The 12,342-nt window shown below is 64.1% G+C and carries 12 protein-coding genes; 8 read left to right on the top strand and 4 right to left on the bottom strand.

The window, feature by feature from the left end; genetic code table 11:
* Positions 1-64: 64 nt before the first annotated feature.
* From ACXZ1M_RS08840 to ACXZ1M_RS08830, 3 genes are all read right to left on the bottom strand, one after another.
* Complete coding sequence (locus ACXZ1M_RS08840; RefSeq protein WP_459052800.1) at positions 65-3,190, bottom strand: efflux RND transporter permease subunit; 3,126 nt, start codon at positions 3,188-3,190, stop codon at positions 65-67.
* A gap of 2 nt (positions 3,191-3,192) precedes the next feature.
* Positions 3,193-4,428, bottom strand: a complete 1,236-nt coding sequence (locus tag ACXZ1M_RS08835; RefSeq protein ID WP_459052799.1) for an efflux RND transporter periplasmic adaptor subunit — start codon at positions 4,426-4,428, stop codon at positions 3,193-3,195.
* Between the two features lie 127 nt (positions 4,429-4,555).
* Entirely contained in the window at positions 4,556-5,536 is a 981-nt protein-coding gene (locus ACXZ1M_RS08830) for an endonuclease/exonuclease/phosphatase family protein (RefSeq protein WP_459052798.1), read from the bottom strand.
* 24 nt (positions 5,537-5,560) lie between these two features.
* Between ACXZ1M_RS08830 and ybaK the strand changes: the two genes are divergently transcribed.
* From ybaK to ACXZ1M_RS08800, 6 genes are all read left to right on the top strand, one after another.
* The gene (ybaK, locus tag ACXZ1M_RS08825) at positions 5,561-6,052 is read left to right on the top strand and encodes a Cys-tRNA(Pro) deacylase (RefSeq protein ID WP_459052797.1); all 492 of its coding nucleotides are present in this window, start codon (positions 5,561-5,563) and stop codon (positions 6,050-6,052) included.
* 60 nt (positions 6,053-6,112) lie between these two features.
* A complete protein-coding gene (gene plsY, locus ACXZ1M_RS08820; protein WP_459052796.1) occupies positions 6,113-6,742 on the top strand; it encodes a glycerol-3-phosphate 1-O-acyltransferase PlsY in 630 nt (209 codons plus the stop codon).
* Positions 6,743-7,390 (top strand): DsbA family oxidoreductase, encoded by a 648-nt coding sequence (locus ACXZ1M_RS08815; protein WP_459052795.1) that lies wholly within the window; start codon positions 6,743-6,745, stop codon positions 7,388-7,390.
* Between the two features lie 83 nt (positions 7,391-7,473).
* Entirely contained in the window at positions 7,474-8,526 is a 1,053-nt protein-coding gene (locus tag ACXZ1M_RS08810) for a sensor domain-containing diguanylate cyclase (RefSeq protein WP_459052794.1), read from the top strand.
* 13 nt (positions 8,527-8,539) lie between these two features.
* Positions 8,540-8,830 carry a DUF427 domain-containing protein gene (locus tag ACXZ1M_RS08805; protein WP_459052793.1) on the top strand — a complete coding sequence of 97 codons (291 nt, stop codon included), beginning with the start codon at positions 8,540-8,542 and terminating at the stop codon, positions 8,828-8,830.
* Positions 8,831-10,027, top strand: coding sequence for a metal-dependent hydrolase (locus tag ACXZ1M_RS08800; RefSeq protein WP_459052792.1), 1,197 nt, complete (start codon positions 8,831-8,833; stop codon positions 10,025-10,027).
* 63 nt (positions 10,028-10,090) lie between these two features.
* Here the strand turns inward: ACXZ1M_RS08800 and ACXZ1M_RS08795 are convergent, their stop codons facing one another.
* Positions 10,091-10,933 (bottom strand): oxidoreductase, encoded by an 843-nt coding sequence (locus tag ACXZ1M_RS08795; protein ID WP_459052791.1) that lies wholly within the window; start codon positions 10,931-10,933, stop codon positions 10,091-10,093.
* A 110-nt stretch (positions 10,934-11,043) separates the two neighbouring features.
* Between ACXZ1M_RS08795 and ACXZ1M_RS08790 the strand changes: the two genes are divergently transcribed.
* Positions 11,044-11,979 carry a LysR family transcriptional regulator gene (locus ACXZ1M_RS08790; RefSeq protein ID WP_459052790.1) on the top strand — a complete coding sequence of 312 codons (936 nt, stop codon included), beginning with the start codon at positions 11,044-11,046 and terminating at the stop codon, positions 11,977-11,979.
* Positions 11,980-12,157: 178 nt separating this feature from the next.
* Entirely contained in the window at positions 12,158-12,340 is a 183-nt protein-coding gene (locus ACXZ1M_RS08785) for a hypothetical protein (RefSeq protein WP_373988848.1), read from the top strand.
* The last annotated feature ends 2 nt before the right edge of the window (positions 12,341-12,342 follow it).

Raw genomic sequence — 12,342 nt, 5'->3', positions numbered from 1 at the left:
CTCTACCGTAGCGATCGCTACGGTAGAGCTCGTGTCCGATTGGCAGAACTGACCCCGGTTTATATCAGGCGACTTCGGCCTGTTCTTTTTTGACTTCGTGCAGCGCGGGCTCTTCTTCGTGATTGCGCTTGAAGTAGCGCGCGCAGCGTTTGCCCAGGCGGTCCAGGTAGGTGTAGGCCACCGGCACCACCACCAGCGTCAGCAGGGTTGAGGTCAGCACGCCGCCGATCACCGCGCGGCCCATCGGCGCCTGCGTTTCGCCGCCATCCCCCATGCCGATCGCCATCGGCAACATGCCGAACACCATCGCCAGCGTCGTCATCAGGATAGGGCGCAGCCGCACCTGGCCCGCGCTCATGATGGCTTCGTGCTGGCTCTGGCCTTCGCGCTGGGCGTGGTTGGTGAAGTCCACCAGTAGAATGGCGTTCTTGGTGACCAGTCCCATCAGCATGATGAAGCCGATCACCGAGAAGATGTTGAGCGTGCTGCCGGTCACCAGCAGCGCCACCAGCACGCCGATCAGCGACAGCGGCAGCGACATCATGATCGCGATCGGCTGCAGGAAGCTGCCGAACTGCGAAGCCAGCACCAGGTAAATGAAGATCACCGCGATGCCCAGCGCGATCATGGCCGAGGTCATCGACGTCTCCATCTCCTGCGCGTTGCCGCCGACGTCGAAGCGCACGCCTGCCGGCAGTTCGATTTCCTTCATGGCTTTCTTGACGTCGCTATCGACGTCGCCGCCCGGACGGCCTTCGGTGCTGGCGTACACCGCCACCCGGCGTTGCAGCGCCTGGCGTTTGAGCACCTGCGGGCTGAAGGCCGGCACGAAATCCACCACTTGGCGCAGCGGCACCATCACCGGACGGCCATCCGGCCCCAGCTTGCTCGACGCCAGCGACAGGTCGGCCAGGTCGGTCACCTTTTGCCGGCCCGATTTCGGCAGTTGCACGTTGACCTCGTAGTTCTGGCCGTCCGCCGCCAGGAAGTGCGAGGTGGTGTCGCCCGCCACGAACGGCCGCAGGGCGGCGCCGATCTGCTGCGTGGTCAGGCCCAGGTCGCTGGCCAGCTCGTTGTTGATCTTGATGTTGGTCGATGGGTTGGCGCCTTCCTGGCTGTATTCCAGGTCGACCAGGCCCTTGATCTTGCGCATCTTGTCCATCAGGCGGTGCGCCACGTCGTCCAGCTTGCCTTCATCGGTGCCGAGGATGGCGATGAAGATAGGCTTCATGCCGGCCGTCAGCGTGATGCCGGCGATCTTGTTCAGGCGCGCGCGGATCGCCGCTTCCATCTGCTGCTGGGTGCGGCGCTTGTGCAGCTTGCGGTCGGTCAGCTTGAGGTCGAGCTGTGCCGTGTTGCGGCCGTCCCAGGTGCCGACCACGGTGATCACGCGGTCGATTTCCGGGAACTCCTTGAGCGCCGCTTCCACCTGGTGGATCTTGTTGTCGGTGTAGTCGAGGCTGGAGCCGACCGGGGTCTTGATCAGGAAGTTGACCCAGCCGTTGTCCTGCTCCGGCATCATCTCGCCGCCGATTTTCGGCACCAGCAGGATGCTGCCGGCGAACAGGCTGAAGGCCAGCAGCAGCGTCATTTTCTTCCAGCGCAGCGCCAGTCCCAGCACCTTGCCGTAGACCACGTGCAGCCATTCGATGCCGCCTTCGAGCCAGTGCATGAAGCGGCCCAGCCATGGCAGGTATTTGAAGCGGTCCTTGACCGGGTCCGGCCACACCGACGACAGCATCGGGTCCAGCGTGAAGGAGACGAACAGCGACACCATCACCGCCACCGCCACCGTAATGCCGAACTGCAGGAAGAAGCGGCCGATGATGCCGTCCATGAAGGCCACCGGAATGAACACCGCCACGATGGCGAAGGTGGTGGCCATCACGGCCAGGCCGATTTCGTTGGTGCCGTCTTCGGCCGCCTTGCGGTGGTTCTTGCCCATGCCGAGGTGGCGCACGATGTTTTCGCGCACCACGATGGCGTCGTCGATCAGCAGGCCGATGCACAACGACAGCGCCATCAGCGTCAGGAAGTTGAGCGTGAAGCCGAAGGCCTTCATGGCGATGAAGCTGGCCAGCACCGAGATCGGCAAGGTCAGGCCGGTGATGATGGTCGAGCGCCACGAGTGCAGGAAGAAGAACACGATCACCATGGTCAGCACCGCGCCTTCGAAGATGGTCTTCTTGACGTTGTCGAGCTGCGCCTGCACCTTGGTCGATTCATCGTTCAGCACTTCGACCTTGATGTCGGCCGGCAGCGTTTTCTTGAGGTCTTCCGCAACCTTCTGGATGCGGCGGCCCACTTCGACCACATTGGCGTCCTGCACCTTGGTGATGTCCAACGTGACCGAGCGCACGCCGTTGATGCGCGAGATCGACAGTTCTTCCTGCGCGCCGTCCTCCACCGTGGCCACCTGTTCCAGGTAGACCGGGCCGTTGGCGCGCCGTGCGACGATGATCTTGTTGAAGTCGCGCGGGTCCTTCATCTTGCCTTCGACGCGCACCAGTCGCTCGCTGGCGCCGTAGCTGATGAAGCCGGCCGGCAGGTTGGTGTTGGTGTTCTGGATCGCGTTCAGCACCTCGTCCACGCCGACCGCTTGCGCGGTCAGGTCGTTGGGGCGCAGCTGGATCAGGATCTGGCGCGCGGCCATGCCGTTGATGCGCACCTGGCCGACGCCGGCCACGCCCTGGAAACGCTTGGCGATGACCTGATCGGCCATGGTCGAGAGGTCGCGCAGCGAATGCTCGGTGGCGGACAGGCCGATTTGCGCGATCGGGCGGGCGTTCTCGCCCTCGAAGCGGATGATGAACGGGTCCTTGGCTTCGCGCGGGAAGCGTGGCCGCACTTGCGCCACCTTGTCGCGCAAGTCCTGCATGGCGCGGTCCATATCGGCCGACAGTTCGAAGTCGATGTAGACGCCGCCCCGGCCTTCCCACGAATTGGAGCGCAAGGTCTTGATGCCGCTGACGGTGTTGACCGCTTCTTCGATCGGGCGCGTGATGTCGTTTTCCACCGCTTCCGGCGAGGCGCCCGGATACTGCACCTCGATGGCGGCGCCGGGAATCTCGACATTGGGCATGGCTTCCAGCCCCAGGCCGCGATACGAGAACAGGCCCAGCACCATCAGCGCCACCATCACCATGGTGGCGAACACCGGGTTCTGGATACTGACTTTAGTCATCCACATGATCAGCCCTTCGCCGCGTCGGCGGATTTAGCCAGCGCCGACGGCGTCGACGCTGCGGCTGCGCCCGGCAGCTTGACCAGCGCACCGGGCTTCAGGCGGTCCAGGCGCGAGACGATCACGTGCGCACCCTGCTGCAAGCCTTCCACCACTTCGGCGTAGCCCTCGTCCTCGTTGCGCAGGCCCAGCTTGACCGGCTGCGACACCAGCGTGCCTTTCTCGACCTTATAGACGATGGACTTGCCATCCTTGTCGGTGCGCAGCGCGGCCAGCGGCACGATGGGCGATACCGCCGAACGGTCGGTGACGATGCTGCCCTTGGCGAACATGCCGGCGCGCAGCGCGCTGTCGTCGTTCTTGACGGCGATGTAGACCAGCATGGCGCGCGAGCCGGCCTCGGTGGCCGGATTGATGCGCGCCACCTGGCCGTGGAAGTCGCGCTGGGCATAGCCGTCGACGCGGAACTTGACGTCCTGGCCGACTTTCACGCGCGGGATTTCGGAAGCCGGTACCTGCGCTTCCAGCGTCAGCTCGGACAGGTTGACGATGCTGTAGACCGGCATGTCCGGCGCCAGCTTCTCGCCGGCCTGCACGTGGCGCTTGCTGATGACGCCGGCGATCGGCGCCTTGATCACGCCGTCGTTGAGCGCGATGCGGGCGATCTCGACCATGGCGGCCGCCGACTTGACGTTGGCGCGCGCCAGGTCGACCGTGTTCTGGGTCGAGTCGTAGGCGTTCTGGGAAATGTATTTTTGCGTCAGCAGGGCCTTGCTGTTGCCTTCGTTCTTGGTGGCCATGGCGAACTTGGCCTGGGCTTCGTCGAGCATGGCCTGCTGCTGTTGCAGGCGCGCGCGCAGGTCGGCCTGGTCGATGCGGGCCAGCACCTGGCCGGCGCTGACCGCCATGCCTTCCTGCAGCGTGGTCGCCTCCACCACGCCCGAGACCTTGGACTTGATGGTGGCGGAACTCAGGGGCGCCAGCGAGCCGGATAAGGGCAAGCTGACCGCCAATGAACGGGCGTCGACGGCGGCGATGTCGCCGGTCGATAATTCGAAGACGTCTTGCTTTTCTTTGGCCGCCGCCGCGTTGGCGGGCGCCGCAGGTGCAGCCTCCGGCTTGCCGCGCAGGACGGTCCAGCCGCCACCGGCCACGGCGATCACAATCAGGATGGCTGCCGGCGCGCGCCAGCGAGGCTTGCGGACGGTGGGCTGGGTGTATGGGGGCAAGGTTTCTAGTTTCATATCGTTCTTCTACTCAGGGGATTGCGCATGTTGCCACTTTAGGAATTTACAAGTGTGGCGACCAGCGAAATGCGATGAGCGGTGCAAAAGCACGCCTGAAATGCAGAAAAACGAGACCAGAGGGAAATCAGAACATGCGCAAACGCACTAATACCTGGCCGTGGTCGGACGCGTCCGGCTGTTGCGGCTGCAGATGGCCGTTCAGGTAGCTGACGTTGACCACCTCGCCCAGCTGGTGGCGCGAGCCCGGATGGAACTCCTCCGATACCAGCACGTGGTCGATGGTGGCGTGGCGGCCTTCGTGGGTGATGGTGTAGCCGCCGTCGCCGCGCTGTTCGCGGCCCGATTGCAGGTGGCGGCAGTCGAAGAGCTGGCCGTGCAGTTCCTCGCCCGGCTCGCAGGCGGCGCCGGCGCCCATGACGATGGTGGTGGTGACGGCATCGACCGTGTCGTTGAAATCGCCCAGCACCACGCGCGCACGGCGCTGTTGCTGGTCCATGGAGCTGAGCAGGGCGCGCAGCGCCACCGCCTCGGTGCCGCGTCGGATCAGCGAGCGCAGGTTGGCCTGGGCGTGCAGCATGGGCGCGTCGTTGCTGTCGGCGCTGTCTTCGTTGCGGTAGTCGGGCCGCTTGGACTTGAGGTGGATGACGATGACGTCGACGATTTTCTCGTTCGGCAGCACCACCTGGGCGTGCAGCGGCGCGCGCGCGAAGCGGTCGGCGTCGCGGCTGCCGTCGGGCAGGGCCACGCCGTCCGGGAACATGATGTAGGCTTGCGCCGGGCCGGCCAGCGGCAGGCGCGTGATCAGCGCCACTTCGGGCGTCAGGCGCGGCGCGCCGGTGACGGGATCGGGCGGCGGCTCGAAGCCGGCCAGGGTGGCGTCGCGGTAGCGGCGGCTCTTGGCCAGCACGTCGCGCAGGGCCGCCAGCGAGAAGATTTCCTGCAGGCCGATGACGTCGGCGTCGAGCTCGTCGAGCTGCTGCGCGGTCCAGGCGACTTTCGCTTCGTACCCGGCCTCGGTCAGGGGCGCCAGATTGTCGTACAATTTCGCCCCAGGCTGGGAAAGATTGCAAACGTTGAAAGTGGCAAAGCGAATTTCCTGCTGCATAATGGACAACTCCCCGATCTCACCATGGCTAAAAAAGAGCATATCTCCGAAACCCCGGCTACCCAGTTGCTGCGCAAGCACAAGGTGGCGTTCACCGAGCACCCCTACGACTACGAGGAGCACGGCGGCACCGGCGTGTCCTCGCGCGAGCTCGGCGTCGACGAGCACCACGTGGTCAAGACGCTGGTGATGCAGGACGAAGCCGCTAAACCATTAATTGTGCTGATGCATGGCGATTGCAAGGTGTCGACCAAAAACCTGGCCCGCAACATCGGCTGCAAGTCCGTCGAACCGTGCAAGCCGGAAGTGGCGACGCGCCACAGCGGCTACATGATCGGCGGAACCTCGCCGTTCGGCACCAAGAAGGCCATGCCCGTGTACGTAGAGGATAGCATCCTTGCGCTGGAAACGATTTATATCAATGGTGGCAGACGCGGTTACCTGGTCGGCATCAAGCCGCAGGTGCTCACCGAGCTGCTCAACGCCAAGGCGGTACACTGCGCTCTGGCCGAGTAGGGCGCGGCAGTGTATAGTCCTTGGCCGCCTTTTCGGCCATAACAAGAACCTGAGGAAAAGATGAATACAGTTTGGATGACCGTGGCCGCTTACCTGATCGGCTCGATCTCGTTTGCCGTTGTCAGCAGCAAGTTGTTCGGCCTGGCCGATCCCCGCACCTACGGCTCGAAAAATCCCGGCGCCACCAATGTGTTGCGAAGTGGCAACAAGGCTGCGGCCATCGTCACCCTGCTCGGCGACGCCTTCAAGGGCTGGCTGGCGGTGTGGCTGGCGATCCATTTCCAGGAACAACTGAACGTCGGCGACGGCACCATCGCGCTGGTGGCGATCGCTGTCTTCCTCGGCCACCTGTGGCCGGTGTTCTTCCGTTTTGTCGGCGGCAAAGGCGTGGCGACGGCGGCCGGTGTGCTGCTGGGCTTGAATCCTTGGCTGGGCGTCGCCACCTTGGTGACTTGGATGGCGGTTGCGTTCGCTTTCCGCTACTCGTCGCTGGCGGCGCTGATAGCGGCCCTGTTCGCACCGTTTTATTATGGACTGTTGTTTGGCGTGGAACCGCAGCTGTTCGCCGTGTTCGCCATGAGCGCACTGTTGATTTTCCGTCACGCAAAAAATATCTCCAACCTGATCGCAGGCAAGGAGAGCCGCATCGGCAGCAAGAGCAAGGATGCGGCCAAAACGAAAGGCAAATAAATGGCTACTCCGCTGAAAATCGATTTCGTCTCGGACGTTTCCTGCCCGTGGTGCGCCATCGGCCTGAAGTCGCTGGACAAGGCGCTGGCCGCCATCGGCGACGAGGCCGAAGTGAGCATCCACTTCCAGCCCTTCGAGCTGAACGCCGGCATGCCGCCGGAAGGCCAGGACATCGGTGAGCACCTGAGCGAGAAATACCATTCGACGCCGGAGCAGCAGCAGCAGGCGCGTGAGATGATCCGCGCGCGCGGCGCCGAGGTCGGCTTCGATTTCGCGATGGACAAGCGCGGCCGCATCTACAACACCTTCGACGCCCACCGCCTGCTGCATTGGGCCGGGCTGGAAGGCAAGCAGCGCGCGCTGAAGGAAGCGCTGTTCAAGGCTTACTTCACGCAGGGACTGGACCCGAGCGCGCACGAAGTGCTGATCTACATGGCCGGCGAAGCGGGCCTGGACAAGGAGGCCGCGCGCCAGGTGCTGCATTCGGGCGAATACGCCAGCGAAGTGCGCGAGGCCGAGCAGTTCTTCCAGCGCCACGGCATCAACTCGGTGCCGGCCGTGATCATCAACGAGCGCCACCTGATTTCCGGCGGCCAGCCGGCCGAGGTGTTCGAGCGCGCGTTGCGCGAGATTATCAGCAAGGCATAAAAAGTCGCGGGCGGATGCTCTTGTTTTGCTATAAACTCCTTGGGTAAAAAGATAAGACTCTTGTCAATTACTCAGGGAGGCCCATGCTGGCTGTAGAAAACGTACATCCGCTGATCACCGCGCGTCCGCTGGCAGACCAGTTCCGTCTGGCCGCGCTGCATCGTTATCACATTCTTGACACCCCGGCCTGCGAAGACTTCAGCTTTCTGACCGAGCTGGCGGCCAAAGTGTGCGCCGTGCCGTACGCTTTCATTTCGCTGGTCGACGCCGAGCGCGTCTGGATCAAATCCTGCACCGGCCTGCAGCTGGGTGAACTGCCGCGCGGCGAGAGCTACTGCTCGCTGGCCGTGCTGGGCCAGGCCGCCACTGAAATTCCCGATCTGAGCGAAGACCCGCGCACCGCCGGCATGGCGCTGACCGTGGGCGAGCCGCATATGCGCATGTACAGCAGCGTGGCGCTGACCTCGTCGGACGGCCACGCCATCGGCACCCTGTGCGTGATGAATACGCGTCCGGGCGGCCTGGACGCCGAGCAGCGCACCATGCTGACCAGGCTGGCACGGCAGGTGATGGCGCTGATCGAATTGCGCGCCAAGGAAAAAATGCTGGAATCGACGGTGCACGAGCTGGAACTGCTGGCCACCACCGACGAGCTGACCGGCCTGCACAACCGTCGCTCTCTGCTGCATCGCCTGAAGTTTGAAGTGGCGCGCTCGCGCCGTTTCCGCTCGCCGCTGTCGGCGCTAATGATCGACATCGACCACTTCAAGAAAGTCAACGACGAGCATGGCCACGTGGTGGGCGACCAGGTGTTGGCCAACGTCGGCCGCCTGTTGCGTGAGAACGTGCGCGTGATCGACATGCCGAGCCGCTACGGCGGCGAAGAGCTGTGCGTGCTGCTGCCCAACACGCCGGTGGAGGGTGCCTGCAAGCTGGCCGAGAACCTGCGGCTGAAGATCGAGGCGCAGCTGCACAGCGCCGGCGCGCGCCAGTTCCAGGTCAGCGCCAGCATCGGCGTGGGCATCTTCAACCATATGGAAATCGACGACGCCGAAAGCCTGCTCAAGCAGGCCGACGCCGCGCTGTACCGCGCCAAACACGCCGGCCGCAATCGGGTGGAGTGCGGCGACGCATAACAGGGAGAGAGTCATGCCTACCGCCAGCTGGAATGGCGTCGTCATCGCGCAGGCGAACGACGACGAAGTGCAAATCGTTGAAAACAACGTCTACTTCCCGCCGTCGAGCGTGAAGCGGGAATACCTGCAGCCGAGCAGCCATACCTCGCGCTGCCCGTGGAAGGGGCTGGCCAGCTACTACTCGGTCAATGTCGATGGCAAGCTCAACGAAAACGCGGCGTGGTACTACCCTGAGCCATCCGAAAAAGCGGCGCAGATCAAGGACCACGTGGCGTTCTGGCGCGGCGTGGACGTGCAGCGCTAGTTGGACAACATCACCCACAGCATCATCGGCTTCGGTGTTGGCGAGCTGGTGCACCGCAGCTTGCCGGCGGAGGTGGACGCCTTGTCGCAGCGCGTGCGGCACCGGCTGCTGCTGGTGTCGTGCGCGCTGGCCAGCAATTTTCCCGATCTCGACCTGTTCTTGACCAAGCTGTTGCCCGATCCGCTGGGCTACCTGCTTAACCATCGCGGTCATACGCATACGGTGCTGTGGGCGGTGCCGCAGGCCTTGCTGCTGGCGGCCTTGCTGTGGCTGTGCTGGCCGTCGGCACGGGCGTTGCTACGCGCCAGCCGGCCGGCGCGGCTGGGACTGGCGCTCAGCATCGGCTGCGGTTTCGCGCTGCATCTGCTGATGGACTACACCAATTCCTACGGTGTGCATCCGTGGTATCCGTTCGATGGGCGCTGGTTCTATGGTGACATGGTGTTCATCGTCGAGCCGCTGTTCTGGGTGGCGATCGGTGTGCCGATGTCGCTCATCATGCGCTGGCGCCTGTTGCGGATGGGCGGGCTGTTGATCCTGTTCGCGGCGCTGGCGGTTTTTGCCGCGCGTGGCTATCTCGGCGTGGTGTCGCTGGTGGCGCTGTTGCTGATTGCGCTGCTGTGCGGCGCTGCGCAGTGGCGCGCGGGCCAGCAGGGACGCGGCGGGCTGCTGCTGGCGCTGGGTGTCAGCGCCGCCTTCATCGGCGTGCAAGCGGCGGCCGGGCAGGCGGGGCGGAGGCAGATCACGGCGGAATTGCAGCGCGCCAATCCCGCATCGCGGGTGTTGGACGTGGCGATGACGGCGTTTCCGTCGCAGCCGCTGTGCTGGAGCTACGTCAGCTTTGAGACCGATGGCGCGCAGTACCGCTTGCGGCGCGGCGTGACCAGCCTGGCGCAGGTCGTTTGTCCGGCCGGCTTATCGGTGCCGCCGGAGACGGTGAGCGGCAGCGTGCAGGAACTGCGAGCGCTCAAGGCCGGCAACTGCCAGGCCGACGCCTGGCTGCGCTTCGCCCGCATGCCGCTGCTGGCGAACGGCGCGCTCTCCGACTATCGCTTCGCCAGCACACCGCGCGGCAACTTCACCACCTTGCACATCGATTCTGCCTCCCCATGCCCGGGCGGCGTCCCAACATGGAGCTACCCGCGCGCCGACTTATTCGGGGTCAGTTCCGACATTCGGACACGAGCCCAACCGTAGCGGCCGCTAGGGCTGGGCTCGTGTCCGAATGTCGGAACTGACCCCGAATGCTGAGCCCGAATGTCAGCTGTGGTCGGTGGAGAGGGCGAGGTCCAGCCACTCTGCCATCTCTTTTTCCACGAACAGGTTTTTGGCGCGCACGCGCTGTACCGTGTCCGAGCCCAGTTGCAGGCGTACCGGCGGTTTGTCGCTGTTGGCCAGTTGCAGCAACGCGCTGGCCAGTTTGACCGGGTCGCCGGGCTGCGCGTGGTTGGCGTCAGCCGCGAAGTCGCGCATCGCGCCCACTGTGGCAGCGTAGGCGTCGATGCGGTCGCGCGTGGCCACCAGCGAACTGCTGTCGAGGAAGTCGGTGCGGAAGAAGCCAGGCTCCACTACCGTCACCTGAATACCCAGTGGTTCCAGCTCGATCGCCATCGCTTCGCTCAGGCCTTCCACCGCAAACTTGGTCGAGCCGTACACGCCCCAGCCCGCATACGAGGAATAGCCGCCCACCGACGAGATGTTGATCACGTGGCCGCTGCCCTGGCGCCGCATCGCCGGCAGCACGGCGCGGCTGACGTTGAGCAGGCCGAAGACGTTGGTTTCGTACAGCGCGCGCACTTCCTCGGCGCTGGCTTCTTCCACCGCTCCCAGCAGACCGTAGCCGGCGTTGTTGACCAAGACGTCGATGCGGCCGAAGCGGGCGATCGCCTGCTGCGCGGCGCTGACCGCCTGCGCTTCCAGCCGCACATCCAGGCGCAAGGCCAGCAGATTCGGATGCTCGCCCAGCGCGGCGATGACGGTTTGCGGATCGCGCGCCGTCGCCACCACCAGGTCGCCGCGCTGCAGCGCTTGCTGCGCCGTCAGTACGCCGAAGCCACGCGATGCGCCAGTGATGAACCATACTTTTTGTGCGGTGCCGGTCATGATGTGTTTCCTTTCGAGGTAGAGTTGATGGACGCAAGTTTAGGCCCGCATTACCTGCTACACTAGCCATAGGAAAGCTGTTTGATTTTCACCTTTTGGTTGCTAATAACATGGACAAGGCCCGGGTCGTCAGTTTGTTTATCGGCGTGGTGCGCGCCAAGAGTTTCAGCCAGGCGGCGGTCGATGCCGGCCTGACGCCGCAGGCGGTGAGCAAGGCCGTGCGCCAGCTGGAAGAGCATCTCGGCGTGCGCCTGTTCCATCGCACCACGCGCAGCCTGAGCCTCACCGACGAAGGCGCGCGCCTGTTCGAGCTGGCCAATCCCGGCCTGCGCCTGCTGGACGAGGCGCTGGACCAGATCCAGAGCAGCCGCCTGGAAATGGACGGCCTGATCCGCCTGGCCGCTCCTATGTCGATCGGCAATGCCATCATCGTGCCGCTGCTGCAGCAGTTCCAGCAGCGCTATCCCGGCGCCCATTTCGATATGCAGCTCGACGACCATTTCACCGACCTGGTCGAAAGCCGCATCGACGTCGGCTTCCGCGCCGGCAGCCCGCCCGAGCGCAACCTGATTTCCCGCAAGCTCGGCGAGATCACCCTGCTGACCTGCGCCGCCCCCGCGTATCTGGCATTGCACGGCACGCCGAAGAAGGTGGCCGACCTGGCCGGCCACCGCTGCACCGGTTTCCGCCAGCCGAATACCGGCCGCCTGCTGCCGTGGGAATTCCAGGTGGGCGGCGCCACCGCCTATCAGGATGTGCCGGTGGTGGCGAGTTTCAATACGGTGGAAGGGGAGTTGACGGCGGTGCTGAACGGCATGGGCATCGGTCAGATGCCGGTGTTTATGATCGAGCGCGACCTGGCCAGCGGCGCCTTGGTCCCTTTGCTGACGACCACGGCCACCGCCAATAACGGCGTGTTCATGTATTACCAACAACGCACCCAGATGCCGCTGCGGGTGCGCCATTTCATCGATTTCGCGTCCGAGCACGTGCCGCTGCGGCTGCAGGCGCAGCGCGCCGCTGTCAATGCAGCGAAAGTCAGATAAAAGCAATTAAAGGTGCGCGTGTGCACGGAAACGGTGCCTCAGGCGTTGTACTGTGTGGCTACTTCGCCACAAAAGCGCCTAGAATCAAGCTGTATAGGCTGCTTTCTGCCTATTTGGTTGGCACAACAATTGCATTGCCCTCCAGAAAGGACGATGATCGATTTACATGGAGGCTGTTATGAATACCGCAACTGAACAAGAAAACAAAACCGTTGTACACGAATCGTCGGCCGATGAGCATCGTCTGCGCAGCGAGCGCATTGCCGCCCGTGGCGTCAGCCTCGGCAAGGGCAAGGCGAAGTATCTGATCCCGCTGGTCGGCCTGGCGGTTCTGGCCGGCATGGCTTTCGCCCAGGCCTAGGT

The sequence above is a fragment of the Duganella paludis genome, from assembly GCF_054461335.1.
The sequence above is the reverse complement of the archived record's forward strand: the minus strand, read 5'-3'. Positions and strand labels throughout refer to the sequence as shown.